Source organism: Rhizobium mongolense USDA 1844 (assembly GCF_000419765.1).
Classification (GTDB): Bacteria; Pseudomonadota; Alphaproteobacteria; order Rhizobiales; family Rhizobiaceae; genus Rhizobium; species Rhizobium mongolense.
In genome coordinates this window covers 548,559-564,818 of sequence record NZ_ATTQ01000001.1, presented here as the reverse complement: position 1 = coordinate 564,818, position 16,260 = coordinate 548,559, and the positions used below count along the sequence as shown (strand labels likewise).

The 16,260-nt window shown below is 59.1% G+C and carries 12 protein-coding genes and 1 pseudogene; 1 reads left to right on the top strand and 12 read right to left on the bottom strand.

Translation table 11 applies throughout. The annotated features are described in order from the left end of the window. Window positions 1–1,313, bottom strand: a pseudogene (locus tag A3C3_RS0103080) (OmpA family protein); the annotation flags it as partial. Window positions 1,314–1,320: 7 nt separating this feature from the next. Further along, entirely contained in the window at window positions 1,321–1,986 is a 666-nt protein-coding gene (locus A3C3_RS0103075; protein ID WP_022713150.1) for a DUF3450 domain-containing protein, read from the bottom strand. A gap of 249 nt (window positions 1,987–2,235) precedes the next feature. Between A3C3_RS0103075 and A3C3_RS0103070 the strand changes: the two genes are divergently transcribed. Beyond that, window positions 2,236–2,457 (top strand): hypothetical protein, encoded by a 222-nt coding sequence (locus A3C3_RS0103070; RefSeq protein WP_022713149.1) that lies wholly within the window; start codon window positions 2,236–2,238, stop codon window positions 2,455–2,457. 557 nt (window positions 2,458–3,014) lie between these two features. Here A3C3_RS0103070 and A3C3_RS0103065 read toward each other — a convergent pair. From A3C3_RS0103065 to A3C3_RS0103020, 10 genes are all read right to left on the bottom strand, one after another. After that, window positions 3,015–4,451: an adenylate/guanylate cyclase domain-containing protein gene (locus A3C3_RS0103065; protein ID WP_022713148.1), complete on the bottom strand. Its 1,437-nt coding sequence runs from the start codon at window positions 4,449–4,451 to the stop codon at window positions 3,015–3,017. An 814-nt stretch (window positions 4,452–5,265) separates the two neighbouring features. Then, window positions 5,266–6,306: an NAD-dependent glycerol-3-phosphate dehydrogenase gene (locus tag A3C3_RS0103060; RefSeq protein ID WP_022713147.1), complete on the bottom strand. Its 1,041-nt coding sequence runs from the start codon at window positions 6,304–6,306 to the stop codon at window positions 5,266–5,268. A gap of 45 nt (window positions 6,307–6,351) precedes the next feature. Then, the gene (locus tag A3C3_RS0103055; RefSeq protein ID WP_022713146.1) at window positions 6,352–8,400 is read right to left on the bottom strand and encodes a bifunctional aldolase/short-chain dehydrogenase; all 2,049 of its coding nucleotides are present in this window, start codon (window positions 8,398–8,400) and stop codon (window positions 6,352–6,354) included. A gap of 70 nt (window positions 8,401–8,470) precedes the next feature. After that, entirely contained in the window at window positions 8,471–9,535 is a 1,065-nt protein-coding gene (locus A3C3_RS0103050; protein WP_022713145.1) for an ABC transporter ATP-binding protein, read from the bottom strand. A 58-nt stretch (window positions 9,536–9,593) separates the two neighbouring features. Continuing rightward, window positions 9,594–10,319, bottom strand: a complete 726-nt coding sequence (locus tag A3C3_RS0103045) for an SDR family oxidoreductase (protein ID WP_022713144.1) — start codon at window positions 10,317–10,319, stop codon at window positions 9,594–9,596. Window positions 10,320–10,397: 78 nt separating this feature from the next. Continuing rightward, on the bottom strand, window positions 10,398–11,774 hold the full coding sequence (locus tag A3C3_RS41130; protein ID WP_233450572.1) for an ABC transporter substrate-binding protein: 1,377 nt from the start codon (window positions 11,772–11,774) through the stop codon (window positions 10,398–10,400). Window positions 11,775–11,966: 192 nt separating this feature from the next. Further along, complete coding sequence (locus A3C3_RS0103035; RefSeq protein WP_028739358.1) at window positions 11,967–12,848, bottom strand: carbohydrate ABC transporter permease; 882 nt, start codon at window positions 12,846–12,848, stop codon at window positions 11,967–11,969. A 1-nt stretch (window position 12,849) separates the two neighbouring features. Further along, window positions 12,850–13,737, bottom strand: coding sequence for a carbohydrate ABC transporter permease (locus A3C3_RS0103030; protein ID WP_022713142.1), 888 nt, complete (start codon window positions 13,735–13,737; stop codon window positions 12,850–12,852). 166 nt (window positions 13,738–13,903) lie between these two features. Further along, the gene (glpD, locus tag A3C3_RS0103025) at window positions 13,904–15,451 is read right to left on the bottom strand and encodes a glycerol-3-phosphate dehydrogenase (RefSeq protein ID WP_022713141.1); all 1,548 of its coding nucleotides are present in this window, start codon (window positions 15,449–15,451) and stop codon (window positions 13,904–13,906) included. Continuing rightward, entirely contained in the window at window positions 15,448–16,260 is an 813-nt protein-coding gene (locus A3C3_RS0103020) for an HAD-IIB family hydrolase (RefSeq protein ID WP_022713140.1), read from the bottom strand. The genes glpD and A3C3_RS0103020 overlap by 4 nt, the downstream gene beginning before the upstream one ends.

Below are 16,260 nucleotides of genomic sequence, written 5' to 3'. Positions count from 1 at the left end.
ACAGATTTGGGCGGAGCCAGCGACGCCGTCAGCCGCTTCAACACGAACTCCGGCTCAAGGCTCTGATAGAATTGCCATTGCGAATGAACGCGGGCGGGATCGACATGCGTTCCAGACAACAGCGACTGCGGGTCGGCGCCAAGCGGGTCTCTCAGGCCGGAAATGTAGAATTGGCCATCGCGCACCTTTTGTTCCGCAACGATGATGCCCGGTTGGGCCTCAAGTCGCGACACATAGGCCTGCCAGCGCTGCCCGGATTGCCAGGAAAGAAAGAACCAACCGCCTGCCGGAATCAAAACCAGCAGGACTGCAGCCAGCACCAGCCACGGAAATCCCTGGTTTGAGTCCTCCTGCTTCAGTTCAACGCAGGTCTGCAACTGCGTCTCTATGCCGGCTAACTGAGAACCGTCGCCGTCAAACTGCTCTAAAGACTGTGAGTATTCATCATGGATGCGAAGCAACACATCGCGAACTATTTCATGTAATTCCTCTGGCGGATTTCCCCGGATCACCGCAACCAAGGTCGCAAACGGTCCAACTTCTGACCAGAGACGAAGCTCCCCAAAGCGGATAGTGTCCAGGCCGCTCTGTTCTTTCTCGTTAAATGAGTCTTTAACGAAGTCTTGAATTGCACTGAGCATCGAAGAAATGAGTTGAGGATCCTCGCTCGTTGCATTATCGGCAGTTACATGCGCGATCAAAAGCCCGGAATTTCGGTCAATGAGAAAGACATGTTCTACACGATAGACAAGAGAATGCTTCAGAACAACTTCCGAGAAGCTGGCACCAGTTCTCCAAGATTCAAATCTCCACTTGAGCCCATGCCAGGTAAATATATGTCTTAAAGTTTCATTCAGCGACTGAAAGGTCTGGTCGATCTTTTCCCCGATCGACTTGCGAATTGCCGGCAGAAACACCGGGTATAATATATCCGTCAGCGTGCGCGGGCTCTTCTGGATCGACCGTTGCACAGCCCTCTCGACGGCTGGCGCAAGGGCCTCGCCGAGCTGCGCATGAGGCGCCCGTGCGGCTGCACTGGGAAGAACGCCGCCCACTGCTTCCGCAAGCTGCTCCGGTTCGCCCAGCAGATGCGTAACTCGTGAAAGCTCCGAAATTTCGCGGCCGACCAGCAACTGGCGCAGCGTTTCCATGCGACGATCGGCGGTTGGAACTCCGTCGAAACGCGCATGATGGTCCGGATCAATGTTCCGAGCAATTTCGACCAAAAGAATAGCAAGAGCCGCGCGATCGATCTCGGTATCGTTCGAGGCGGCTTTGTGAGGAAGCCTGATTGGGTCGACGGTCGACGTCAAGTTCCGATCAACTCACTTTCCAGCCACGTTCCGAGTTGCTCTTGCTACCGCCGGAATCCTGATTTATGCATTTTGCAACCTCGACAAACAGGCCAGCCAAAAGATTTCTGTCGGTCTTGACGTTGCTGAGATCGGAAAACATTTTCTCCATTAGCATCTGAATGCTTTCATTCTTTTGCTTGATTTCCTCACGCAGCAAATGATCGCTTCGATTTATCCGGTCCGCAACGTCGCGCTCAAGCTCGCTCAATTGATCCGACAACGCGCGCACCTGCTTTTCAAGTGCCTGATTTTGCTCGCGAAGATTCCGGTCAATCTCCTTGTCGGCCTCGGCTCGTGCATCTTTTTCGCTCCGCAATTGCGCCGCGAGCGATTCGACCTGCTTCTTTGCATTTGACTCGTACGTTTCAAGATTGCGCTTGGCCTCGGATTCGACATCCTTAAAGCGCTGCAAGAACCGGTCTTCAAGCTTGGAAAAACGGCGGTCATAGTCCTGCATCTGGTTGCCGAACAGCAGATCGCGTATCTTGTCGACACCTACAGCGTCACCGGAGATCCCGCCCTCGCGGGCCTGGGCCGCCATGAAGTTCAGCCCGTTTCCCTCTGCATTACCTATCAGATTTTCGTCCGCCTTATTCGCAGAAGAAGCGGTACTCGAAGGTTCCTTTGCCATCCTTATGCCCCCCATTTGAACACCTGCCACAGTGCAACCCCGTTAACAGGGGAATAATGTCAGCAAAATAGCCGGCCCACAAGCCGGAATCTTCTTGACTCAAGCCGATTCGTGACGCAGCCGAGCGCTAGCCGATTCGTGACGCAGCCGAGCGCTACGTCACTGACGTTTGGGGCGATGCCATCTTAAAAGCGGGCGGCCGCGACTGGTCGGGGATCAAAGGCGGCAAGCGCGCCCGGTCGTCGAGCAGTGACGGTCCGCAATCTCTGCGCTCACGGCATCACGGTGCTCAACCGCAAGGCGATGACTCGAGTAACGACGGCGGCAGGGCGCAATATCGCGCTCAAGGAGGGCGATCCCATCAAGCTCGATAAGAAGCGCTTCACCAATTACACGGCAACACTGCGGGCGTTTGCGCGCGCACTCGCGGATGGCGCGACGAACCTTCCAGACGTCAAGAAGGGGTCGTAGCGCCCCTGGAGAGGCCTCAGGATTCCAAGTCGGTAGACGGGCTGTTGCGTTGCCATTTGGGCCATACTTACCTTGAAGTTGAGGCGATTGAACTCGCCGAACTGGCCCGGCAGCGGCTAGGCGACGAAAGTCATGTCAACGAGCATGGCGGAGCCGAAAGGTGCGGGCGCAACTCGTGCGGCTACAATGTCCGAACGCCTGCTTACGGGATCGAATAAGTCTGTGTCCAACGGCTGCCATGACGGCGTATAGCCGACCGCTTAACTTGGAAACACGGAAAATCGTTCTGGGAGGTGCGGCCCCGCGAACATCGCTGTTGTCAGCGGTTCGGAAAACAGCATCCAACCCCACAACATCGTCACAGGTGGGCTGAGATAGATCGCAGCGCTGACCTTGGCCACTTTGACCTCCCCGAACGAAGTCGCGTTGGCAACAGAGCGGGTCGAACCAATTCCCTCGGGAGTTTTCGGTGATCGGGAGTTCGACACACACACACACACACACACACACACTGCTTTTCTGACGCATGGTCCCGTGGGCCAATCGCTCAACTCGCCTTAAACGGCCCCTCCCACCCGAAACACCGGCAGTTCCTGCCGCACGCCTCGAAGATGTGCAGTTCTCGGGTCGACCGCAAAAGCCGCCAGTCCGTCGCGAACCCCGGTCGCGTCGTAAACGTCCTGGCTGACAAAAATCTCGTCGGCGTCGGCAAGGCCTTGGACGCGCGCAGCAATGTTCACGGTCTGGCCGAAATAGTCGAGGCGCTCGTTCAGCGTGACCGCAATTGCCGCGCCTCTGTGAACGCCGATCTTGAGGATCAGAGCCTTGTCTGGCTGCCGCTTGTTGAACGAGGCGATTTCGCTGCGCATGTCGAGCGCCGCGCGCACGGCATCGGCAGGCCTCAGGAACGCTGCCATCACCGCATCGCCGATCGTCTTGATGATCGCGCCGTTGTGGCGGACCGTCACGTCCTGCAGCCGCTCAAAATGCTGCTGCACAAGTGCAAAGGCATTCAGGTCTCCGATCCGGTCATAAAGTGCAGTCGAGCCCTTCAGGTCGGTGAAAAGGAGAGCGATGTCCGTGACGCCGAGCCCTTCGTGGCTGCGGATCACCTCGGAGCGAAAGAGGTCGCGGAACGTCTGGGTCGTGAGCAGCCGCTTCCCTGAGAGGAACGGCGCGAAGTGGAGCGGCGGCGGCCTGTCGACGCCGGGCGGCAGTTGAAGGATCCCGAACTCGATGCGTTTGTCCGCGACATTGGACATCTCGAAAATCACCTTGCCGGCCGCGATGGTGCCCGCGTCCGGCGTTCTGGACTCGAGGTCAAGACGGATTGCAATGCGCTGTTCGCCAGTCGGAAGCGCGGGATCGACAATGAATGTGATACCTGCGTCGCTGTCGGAGCTGCTGCCATGTAATATGCCAGCCTCTGCGATTATCTCAAAAGCGGTCGTCTCGCCCGGCTCGATATAGGCTAATCCGCGGCTCAGCATCTCCCTCAGGTGGACGAAAGGCGTTCCGTCCGGGATCAAGCCCTCATTCGTCGAGCTGTAGCGGAAAAGATAATCCTCCACCGTCAGCGTCTGCGGATCGTGATAGGAGATGCGGCGAATGGCCGGGTTCACGGTGAAGGTTATCGCGATCATGTCGTCGAGAGCCGCCACGAAATCCAGATGGCAGTGGGTGCAGCGGCAGTGACTGCGGACATTCTTGAGAGCCCGGAAGCTATCGATGACACAGGAGCAGACCGGACAGATCAGAATCCAGGTCATATCGAAGAGACCTAGGGCGGTGGCGTGCAGGAAGAGAACAATCGTCTCCTCCTCGTTGAGGCTCTTGTCGGCGGCGAATTTGATCGGATTGATGCGGAAGAGCTCGGCGTCGCTTGCCGAACGGATGTTGCTCTCGAGCTTGGATACGAGCCGCGCACTCCAGGTCCGGGCCGACTCTAGCGCCGTCAGCTTCTCTTCCAGGTTCTTCTCGTCGATCGATGCCATGGCGACCTCCTCCCCGGACTGCGCTATTGTCAACCGAACGAGTTCGGTTGATCGTCCACCATCAGCGGTTCTACATGTTCGCAGCATTCTAGGTCTACCATAGCGAAAGGCTTCATTGTAGTGGGAAGCCCCCAGGATCCCGGGACGTGCAGGAGTTGGCGCCGACGAGCCTTCCGCCGACCCACCCACTTGTCGACATCGGGATGGGTCAAGCGGACCGGCAGCTTTCAGAAAATCGCCGAGGTTGCTCGAATGGCTGAAAATTCGGCCCGGCGCGATGGTGAATAAGGTCGCAGTGCGGCATGGCCTGAAGCCGAACCACCTCTCCACTTGGCGGACGATGGCTCGGCAGGGCAAGCTGGTTCTGCTCGCACCAGAGGACACGATGGAGTTTGCAGCGGTGATCATCGATCCGCTCGTTTCGGAGCCACCTATAAAAAAGTCAGTCGCCCCGAGATCATCGGATCATCGTCGGTTCTGTCACTTTCCGTCTAGAAGAAGGCGCGTCTGTCGCCCCCGGATCGTCGCTGTCGCGCGTGCTGAGCGGTTCCGGCATGATCGTTCCGTCGAACCGTGTGCGGATCATGGTGGCCGACCAAGCCAGTCGTCTTTTGCAACTATGCGACGGCGACAATTGTGCGGAGCTGTCATTGCCGATCTATGGATTATGTCGTCGGGGGGGTGTCATCCTCCGCGACTGCGGTACGCAAACTTCTCCAAACCATGTTCAAAATCGACCGCCCTTTCAAAGGAGGTGGCTCGGTTGTCCGGAAAGTTCGAAGCGTTTCTTTGAATAAGTGGATTTCGGCCCCGTTTACCGCACAATCAAATTCGCAAAGTCCAGCACAAACGATTTCTGCTCAAGAATCGAATCCATAATGGCGAAAGTGAGCGGAAAATAGTCGTCACTTTCCATCTTAATAGCCGCATTGCCCAAAATCATCGGTGCTAAGGCGCGGGCCGTGTCCACGCCTTCCACCGTTTCGCCCGCCAGTTCGTTGGACATGAGGTCCATGATGGTTTGGTTGCGGCCCAGACCGTGGCCAAGCCGGCTGTTGCGCCCGCCGCCGACGGTGACATGCAGATCGCCCAGTCCGGCAAGGCCGAACGCGGTGGCGGGATGTCCCCCCAGCCTTTCGCACAGTCTCGCCATCTCAAGTGTTGCCTGGGTAAAAGCGGCCGCCGTTGGATTCTTCGATTGTCCACCCCCGCGTTTTTTGTCGGGGTATCGTGTCTGCATGGCGCTGACGCCAATCGCAAAGAAGTTTTTGAGGGCGGCGCAGGCTTCGACACCGGTATCATCGGTGGTAATCGACAGCCGATAATAGTCGGTCCGCATCAAGGCAGCGAAACGTTCGGCAACCTGCAGGTCCTTGCAGCCATAGATGCTGGCCGTCGGCTGGCGGTTGGCGAGTTCGCGCGCAATGCAAGGACCACCGATCCCGATGAAGGCATACATTTGGCGCAATTGTGGAGGAAGCGTTTCGGCATAGGTCGCCAACCCCTTGCCCCGGACAGCGAGCCCCTTGGTCACGAACGCCACCGGCAGACGATTGACCATCAGATTGTTCAGGAGATCGACCGCCCACCCTATGCCCGGGCTGCTGACACCGACAATGACAATGTCCGCACCCTCCAGATGCTCCGATCCCAAATCGTCAACCGGTATCGCTGTGACAAGCCGTGAACAGGGCTCGTCAAGCTTCGGATGGCTACCACCGCGACGGTGCATTTCGGCGATAACTTTGCGGTCCAGCGGCGTGCCGACAAGCAGAACGTTATGGCCGTTGTCCGTTGCCGGCACTGTCAGCGCTGTCCCCATCACACCGGCACCGAGAATTACTATTTTCGCCACGATCCTGATCCTTTGGCTCTCTTCGACACTGAGCGGAAGCCCAATTTACCGCATCATGGCAGCGACATTGCCGCCATCGACGGTGATCACCGCGCCAGTGCTGGTGCGTGCCTTGGCAAGATGAATGAAGGCCGCTGCAACGTCCGCACCGGTCACTTCGCGGCCGATAAGGTTGCCGCGCATATAGGCCTCCGGCGTCAGGCCACGCGCCCGGCTTCTCTCGACCACCATCTGATCCGTCATCAGGCCGGTGCGTATCCGGTCGGCATTGACCGCGTTCGCCGTGATGCCCGATGGGCCATGCTCAACGGCATATTGCCGCATCAGCGCCATGAGCGCAGCCTTCGATGTGCCGTAAGGTCCGAAATCGGCGCCGGGATTGACGGCCTGTTTGGACACGTTGAAAACGATGGCGCCGCCGCTTCTCTGCTTTTCCATCACTCGGACAACCGCCCGCGCGACATAGTGGTGGCTCCAGAAGTTGAGATCGAACGCCTTCCTGAAAACGTCCTCCGATACCTCGAGCAGTCGTCCTTGGAAGGCAGCGCCTGCATTGGAGATCAGAATGTCCACACCCCCGAAATGCTGCACCACCCTGGCGATGGCCGCGTCCACCTGGGCGGGATCGGTGACGTCGCAAGCGACACCCAGCCCGCCCAGCCTTTTTGCCTCGCGAGTCACACTGTCTTCGGCAATGTCGATCAACGCCACCTCCGCACCTTCGGCACGCAGGGCTTCGGCAATCGCCAGGCCGAGTCCGCCGGCAGCACCCGTGACGATCGCCACCTGGCGCGTCAGCGGCTTTTCCACCTGCTTGGTAAGTTTGACCTGTTCCAGAGACCAGTATTCGATATCGAAGAGGTCCGCTTCCGGCAGCGCCTCGAACGACGAAATCCCTTCTGCGTTGGTGATGACCGCGATCGTCGCTTCGGCCACATCAGCGCCGACAAGCGCATTCTTCCGTGTGGCCCCTGCTGCAAACAGTCCGACGCCCGCCACATAGAAGACGCGCGGCATCGGATCCAGCATGGTCTTGCCGCCGCCAGCGCGATCGTTGTTGCGCTGGAAATACGCCCTGTAGTCCTCCTGATAAGCCTTAACGGCAGCCCGCACCGTGTCACCCCATTCGGCAAGACGTCCGGCCTCCGGCGCCGGCAGAGCGATGCCCAAGCGCTTGATGTGAATGACATGCTCCGGGGTGGCATTGCCGCGCTGCACGAGGCTTTCGACCGTTTCTGCATTGCAGAAATCGAGGATTTTTTCACTGCTGCGGTGTTCGAGAATGAGGCGTTTTGGCGCGCCCTCTATCCCCGTATCGATGGCAATGGCACCCCTCAGGATTGGCGCGATGTCCTTCGCTGCCGCGATCTCCTGCGGAATGGCGACCGGCACGAAAGGCTTCGCGCGGCCGCGTGCCAGACGCCGTTCAGCCTGATCGATCTTGGCGATCATATCTTCATAGGCTTCGCGCGGATCATTCGACCAGGTGAAAATCCCATGTTTCAGAAGGATCATGCCGTCGCCCGTGGGATTGGCGCGTAACGCCGCGTCGCAGGCCTTCGCCAGGACGAACCCGGGCATCACATAAGGGACGATAATCGAATTGGGAAACAACTCCCGCACAAGGTCCTCACCATGCGGCTGGTTGGTCAGAGAGACGATCGCATTGGCATGCGTGTGATCGATGTGCCTGAAGGGCAGGATCGCATGCAGTATCGCTTCCACCGATGGATTCGGCGCATTTGGGTCCATGAGCAGCCGTCGCTGCAGCATCACCATCTCGTCGTCGGTCAGTGCGTCGTAGCCTACCATCGCCTTCAGCGGGTCGAGCCGTACGGCCGGCAGCCCCTGTGGCTCGATTGTGCCCATGTCCCAGCCGCTGCCCTTGACACAGAGAACATCCACCGTCGACCCATCGCGATCGATAAACGCGGTCTTGACCGACGTATTGCCACCGCCGTGCAGGACCAATTCTGGATCCTGACCGAGAAGACGTGTCGTATATGTCCTGATCGCCAGATCGCGGTTGATGCCCTTGGCCACGTAGGCATTGAGCAAGGAGGCAAGTTCGCCGTCGTTCCATCTTGATTTCATCGGTATCACCTTTCATTCCCGCATCCTTCTGGAGCGGGTCAAAGTATGTTGAATGAGCCGCAGTGGCGGGTCAGATGCGATCTTCCGTTGCCGCGTCGAAAACGTGGACTTTCTCTGAAGCGACCGAGAAACGGACTTCGGCCCCCTCGTCAAATCGTGCCGACTTGTCGACAATGGCCAGAAACTGGCCTTCCGGTCCTTGGCAGCAAAGCTGGGCTTCGTGTCCCATGCGCTCAATCAGCAGGGAACGCGCCGCAACAGAGCCATTCGGGTCGACCAGGACATCGGTCGGGCGGATGCCGCAAATCACCTTTTGCCCCACAGATACTTTGAGCGCCGGGTCGAGACGAATGAGGCCGGCACTGGTTTGAGCCGCCGGTACGCCCTGATCGGCGACAACCACGCCGCCGAGGAAATTGATCGCCGACGAGCCGATGAAGTCGGCGACATATTTGCTGGCCGGCCGGTCGTAGACATCGTCAGGCGTGCCGATCTGCTCGATCTTGCCCGCACGCATGACGACTATCTTGTCGGCCATGGTCATCGCTTCGATCTGGTCATGGGTAACGTAGATCGTCGTCGTCTTCAGGCGATTGTGCAACTGGCGGATTTCGGTGCGCATATGGGCGCGCAACTTGGCATCTAGATTGGAAAGCGGTTCGTCGAAAAGAAACACCGCCGCTTCACGCACCATGGCGCGCCCCATCGCAACACGCTGGCGCTGGCCGCCGGAAAGCTCCTTCGGGTAGCGCTGCAGATAAGGCGTGAGATTGAGAATCTCTGCAGCGTGTTCCACCCGCCTCTTGATTTCGGCGGGCGGCAGCTTGGCCACCTCTAGGCTGAAGGCGATATTTTCATAGACCTTCATCGTCGGGTAAAGTGCATAATTCTGGAACACCATGGCGATATCGCGGTCGCGCGGATGTACGTCGTTGACGCGGCGTCCCGAGATCATAAGGTCGCCGGCAGTCACGCTCTCGAGCCCGGCCGTCATGCGCAAAAGGGTTGTCTTGCCACAGCCTGACGGCCCCAGCAGAACGACAAACTCATGGTCCTCGATCAGGAAGGAAATGTCGCGCATGATGGTGAAGGCGCCGAAGGCCTTGCCGATATGCTTGTATTCAACGGTTGCCATTGCAGATTCCACTCTCTGTTTTATATCGGCCGCGCATCTGGGCTATGCACATCCGCGCTCAGTATTTCTGCCGGGTCGGCGTGATGACGATTTCCTGCACGATCGCCGCTTGCGGAAGCTGATAGGCGTTCAAGATCAGGTCGGCGACGATGTCAGCGGTAATCCCGCCGCCGATCGCGGCCTTGTTGGCCTTGTAGTTGGCGAGCGTCGCCGGATCCTTCACGTGATCCAACACCTCGGTTTCGACGATACCGGGCGACAAGACGATGACCCGCACATCATGCGGAGCAAGATATTCGCGCAGGCTCTCGGAAATCGCGTGGACGAAAAACTTGGTGCCGCAATAAACGGTGTGGTCCGGATAGGTTTTGCGACCGGCAATCGAGCTCATCATCATCAGGGTCCCCGATCGGCGCGCAATCATGCCGTTCAACACCGCATGGACGCTGTTCATCACGCCCTTGGTGTTGATGTCGATCATCTCGTCCCATTCCTCAGGCGGCTGCGTGGCAATATCCCCCAGCCGGGCAATACCGGCATTGGCAAACATCATCCCGACCGGCCCGAACCGGGCTTCGGCTTCGGCGACGGCCTCGGCAATCGGCGCGCGATCGCGGACATCGACGTTTTTCAGAACCGCGTCGGGGAGATCGAGCGCCTCCAGCCGGTCCATACGGCGCGCCATCAGAAGAAGCGGATGGCCGGCTGCGGAAAAGGCCCGCGCCGTGGCTTCGCCGATACCGGAACTGGCACCGGTGATCGCAATCAGGGACTTGCTGCTCATTCCTAAAACTCCAAATCCAGAGGTACGGCAATCCTTGCGGCGACGATCGTGGCAGACGCCACGATCGTCGCCACGCGGTCAGTCAGCCTTGAGAACCTCGCCCACCTGCGTGGCGATGTCATCGAGTGCTTCCTTGGGAGAACCGTAGCTGCCTGCAAAATACTTGCCCAACGACACCGGGATCGTGTCGCTCGACAATTGCGCCCATTCCGGAAGATCCGGCTCGGAGCCCATATGTTTCGCGATGGTTTCGCGGACAACCGGCAGGTGCCGTGTGGTGCCGGCGCCGACACGGGCCTGCGCCAGCACGCGCGGATCATCGTAGACGCTGGCCCGCGTCGGGCCCGTGCCGCCGCCGAGCGTTGTGATCAGGGCCTGGGTATCGGCGCAGGTCGCCCATTGCATGAAGATCCAGGCAGCATCCGGGCTCTTCGAATAGCGGGAAACCGCAAGCGATGAACCGCCTTGGTGACCGACGCCGGGGATTTCGCCATAACCGGTTTCCTTGACGGTGCGAAGCGATATGGCCCGCGGCGGGACGGCGACTTCGCAAAGGCCGGAGACCTTCGTCTGAGTCGGATCGTCGAAATACGGGAAGAACTCGCCCCAGGACAGCATGGACGCAGCGACACCCTGCGCCACCGACTGACCCTGGCCGTCCCAGGTCCAGCCGTCGACACCCGGAGGCATCGTTGCCTTGAGCTTCGTCCAGTATTCCAGCGCTGCAACGCCCTTCTCATCATTGCCGGTAAACTTGCCATCCGGTCCGAAGATGGAACCGCCATGCCCCCACAGCCATGCCGTCCAGTCGCATTCCAGGCTGTAATGGCCGGACTTCATCTGGCCCGTCGTGCCGTAGACCTTCGGCCCCATCTCATCAGTGATGATCTTGGAGTTGGTGTAGAGCTCCTCAATCGTTTCTGGTGCCTTGAGGCTGAACTTGTCGTAGATGTCCTTGCGGTAGATCATGATGAAGATCGGGATATCGTAGGGCACGCCGACCCATCGATCCGCGTATTTGGCGATGCCGTCGACCAGGGCGGGGAGGAAGTCGTTGAGATTGTAGTTCGGCATGGCAAGGTCAGCCTTGGCTGAATATTGTTCGCGCGGATCGAAGACATCCTGGCTGAAGCTCGCCGCCCAGCTTTGGTCGATGTAGTAGAGATCGTAGGTTCCCAGATTGGACGCCACGTCGAGCGTCAGCTTCTGCAGCACCTGCTCAAGCGGAAGCACCTCGATCTCGACCTTGATGCCGGTGGCTTCCTCGAAATACTTCTTCAGCTGGCCGTTGATGGCATTCGATGGCGGGGTTGATTCCGTCGCAAGCTTCAATGTCGTCCCGGCAAAAGGCTTGCCGACATCCGCGAGCCATTTGAGGATCTCAGGGTTGGGGGTTAGTTCCTCGGCTGCCCTGGCACTGGAAAACGCACCAAACGGACGATGGCCGAAGCCCATCCCGAGGGCACCTGCCCCAAGGCCAAGCTTTCCAGCGGCTCGCAGGAACTCCCGCCGCCCCAATTGACCCCGGACGAACTGATCGACGCGAGGTAATGTTTTTTCACACTGTCTTTCATCAACTTCTCCTCCTCTAAATCGGCCGACGGGATCGCCGTCCGGATGCTCCAGATGCGCCGCTGGCGCACCCTCCTATTGCTTCAGCGAACCCATCGTCAGGCCACGAACCAGATGGCGCTGCACGAGCAAGACGACGATGAAGGCGGGAACGATGGCTGCCGCTCCCAGGGCAGCCATATTGCCCCAGGCCGTGCCGATGGACGTGACGAATGTCGAGGACACGACCGGGACAGTCTTGATGCCGGTCTGCGTCAATGTCAGCGCGAATAGAAACTCCGTCCAACTGAAGATGAAGCAGAGCACGGCGGATGCGGCGATGCCCCCCTTGGCCATGGGTAGGACGATGCGCCGGAAAATCGTCCAGCGGGACGCGCCGTCGAGCAACGCGCTTTCATCGATCTCAGCGGGAATGTCGTCGAAGAAGCTCTTCAGCAGCAATACGGCCAACGGCAGGTTCATCAGTCCATGCACGAGGATCAGGCCCAGATAGGTATCGAGCAGGTTCAGCTGCTTGAAAATGAAGAACATCGGAATGGCGACGGCAACCGGCGGCATCATGCGGGTCGACAGAACCCAATTGACGAACTCGTGCCGCCCACGGAATTGCATGCGCGACAGGCAATAGGCTGCCAGCGTCGCCACCATGATCGCAAGCACCGTCGACATCGAGGCGACGACGATCGAGTCCCAGAGGCGAGGCGCCATGTAGAAATTGCCGCCACCCGGATTGACCGTCTCCTGTGTGCCGAAGCCGAACCCAAGCGAGATGCCGAAAACCTGCTCGAAATTTCTGACCGTCGGCTCGAACTCGAAGAACTTCGGCGGCCACGAGAAAATATCCTTGGCGTCGCGGAAGGCGACCGAAGTCCAAAAGAAAATCGGGAAGAAGAAGAAGGCAACGACGAGCCAGCCGGCGAGCGTTCTGAAAATCCGCATGGATTTGCTTTGCGGCATGTTACCACCTTACCTTGAAGGCCCGGATGAAGAGATTGGCGAGGATCATCACGATCGCCAGGCTGACCAGGCTCAGCGTTGCGCCATACCCCCATTTCAAGAAGCTGAAGGTCTGCTGCCAAGCGTATAGACTGAGGCTGTAGGTCGATGTGCCCGGCCCGCCCGAGGTCATGACGAAGACGTAGTCGAAGACGCGGAACAGATCGATGCCGCGCAACAGGACCGCGACTGCGATGACGCGCGACATCATCGGAAGCGTCAGGCGCCGGAACATTTGCAGCGAGGAGGCACCGTCGATCATCGCCGCTTCGTAGGGCTCGGGCGGCAGCGACCGCAGCCCGGCCATGAAGATCAGCACCATGAAGGGCGTCCATTGCCAGATCTCGGCCACCAGCACGCCCGCGAGCGCCAGTGAGGATGTGGCAAGGATTGGCGTTGCCTTGTCCAGCAGGCCCAGCATGTTAAGAAGATAGGTGAGCACGCCGAATTGCGGATCTTCCATCAACAGGAACATCATGCCAGCGATGGCCGGCGGTATAACTAGCGTCATCGACAAGACGGCACGCAATGCGCCAAATCCGGGCAGTTCCGCATCCAGCAGCAGGGCGACCGCCATGCCCAGCACGATCTCGCAGGCAAGTGCGATGGTGAAATAGACGAAGGTCACGCCGAGCGCGCCCCAGAAGCGCGTATCGTGCCAAAGCTGCACCCAGTTGGCGAAACCTACGAAGACAAGTGCACGCTTGCGCGGCATGAACTCGTGAAAACTCAGCCAGATATTGTAGATTAGCGGATAGATCGTAAAGACGACCAGCAGACTGACCAGCGGCAGAAGCCACGGCCACGGCGAATCCGAGATCGCTATACGCTTCACCTGTGTGACGGACATTCGTATTCCTCCCTGGAGCGGGCGACGGCGTTGACGCCTCGCTCCGGCGTTTTGACCTTCTCCCGATCCGGCCCGGCACTCCTCTGCCTGTCCGGATCATTCTCCACTCTGTTTCTCTTCGTCGCCGGCGAACCCGGCTCATCCATGCGTCTGGGCGCCGATGCAGCTATCCCACTCTGGCGATCCCCTTCTCTTCATTTTCTTGAGCGGCGCGCTCCCGTGCCATCCATGTGTCCAGTTCGGATATCTCTTCCTTGCGCATGCGAATTCCGGCCTTTGTCCGCCGAAACACCACGTCTTCGGCGGCCCGTGCATATTCGTGCCGCATGAGGAAGCGAACTTCAGCTTCGCTGAGATCGGGGCCGAAGCTGCGCCCAAGCTCGGACATGCTGCGCGCACCGGCCAGGATTTTGCGTGCATCGACGCCATAATGCCGGACAAGCCGCCGGGCGGCGCGTGCACTGAGAAACGGGTATTCCTTGCCCAGATCATGCGCGAGCCGATCGGCGGCGCCCGCTTCAAAATTGCCGCCCGGCAGGGGTGTTCGTCCGGTCCATCCCGCACTGATCATCCACTGCGGAAAATGAGCCGACAGTTTACGCAGCGCGTCCTCCGCAAGGCAGCGATATGTGGTGATTTTCCCGCCGAAGACGCAAAGAAGAGGGGCCTCGCCGGTCGCTGCATCGATTGTCAACACATAGTCGCGTGTGGTTTCCTGCGCGTTGGCGGCGCCATCATCGTAGAGAGGCCGAACGCCGGAATAGGTCCAGACAATATCGGTCGGTGCCACGGGCCGCTTGAAATATGACGATGCTGCCTCGCAAAGATACGCAGACTCGCTTGCCGAGATCGATGCTTTTTCCGGCTGGTCCTTGTAGTCGACGTCAGTCGTGCCGATCAGCGTGAAATCGTCCTCATAGGGTATGGCAAAGACAATGCGCCCATCGGAGTTCTGGAAAATATAGCATCGGTCGTGCTCGTAGAGGCGCGGCACAATGATATGCGATCCCTTGACCAGCCGGATTTGTCCCGCGGCTTTGCGACCGCTCACTGTTGCCAGCACCTGATCGACCCACGGACCGGCAGCATTGACCAATGCACGCGCACGGATGGCCTGACGTCTTCCTGTTTCCACCTCTTCGATGGTGACGTGCCAGAGACCGTTTTCACGCACGGCGCCGGTGCATCGCACATGGGTGTGGATGTGTGCACCATGGGCTTCGGCATCCCGGGCGTTCAACACCACGAGGCGATTGTCCTGCACCCAGCAGTCGGAATATTCGAACCCGACCGTTGACACGTCGCGAAGCGGTTCGCCGGCAGGATCGCGTAACAATCTCAGCGTCTTCGTGCCCGGCAGTGTCTGCCGCCCCCCAAGGTGGTCGTAGATGAAGAGACCGAGCCGAAGCACCCACGCCGGACGCAGTCCCTTGCGATGCGGCAAAACGAACCGCAACGGCCAGATGATATGCGGCGCGATCCGCCAGAGAATTTCCCTTTCGCGCAGTGCATGGCGTACGAGCTTGAATTCGTAATGCTCCAGATAACGCAAACCACCATGGATCAGTTTGGTCGACGCCGACGACGTGCCGGAACCGAGATCCGATTTTTCGCAGAGAAACACGCTCAACCCGCGCCCTGCCGCATCGCGGGCAATACCCGCCCCGTTGATGCCGCCGCCGATAATGGCTAGATCGTATACCCGGTCGGTCATGCGACAGCTCTTTTTCTGCGCGCAACGAGAATGCGATTGGCGACCTCGACGAAGCCATGTCCACCTTCAGCGCGTGTCACATAGGTCGGCTCAGCCTCGATGCGTCCCTGGAACTGCACGACGTTTGCCACACCGCAGGCATTCGGAAAGAAACGGAACATCGGCGCGTCGTTGGGGCTGTCGCCAACGAAGACGATCTTCTCTTTCTCCACATCGATATCCAACCCGAGTACATCGGACGCAAACCGCCGCGTCATCGTCAGTTTGTCGTAGGTGCCATACCAGCCGTTGACGTGAATGGAGGACACCTTGGCGACCGCGCCCTCCTCTTCGAAAATCTGCTTGATGCGCTCCACCTCGCCGGTCGGCAATGGCGGCACATCCTCGCAGAAGTCGATAGCGAGATCTGCCTCGCGATAGTGCTGGTCGGCTGAAATGGCGGCGCCAGGGACCTCAGTGAGAATGCGCGCTCGCACAATTTCCAGCTTTTTTCGGTCATCGGCGCGCTGGCCATCATTGATCGCAAACACACGGCGCATCCGCCGGCCGTCCTGATGATAGGAGAAATAGAATGCGCCGTTTTCGCCGACGACACCCGAGACCGGCCACATTCGCGCGATCATGTCGCACCAGCCCGCCGGACGGCCGGTGATCGGCGCCACCGCGATGCCCGCGACAAGCAGCCTCTCGAGTGCTTCGTAGGCGCACGCGGGCAGACGACCGTCATTGGTCAGCGTATCGTCTATATCGGCAAACAACGTGGTGATCCTGCTTGCAGCGTCTGCCGGCATGTCGGAAATCGCGCGCAT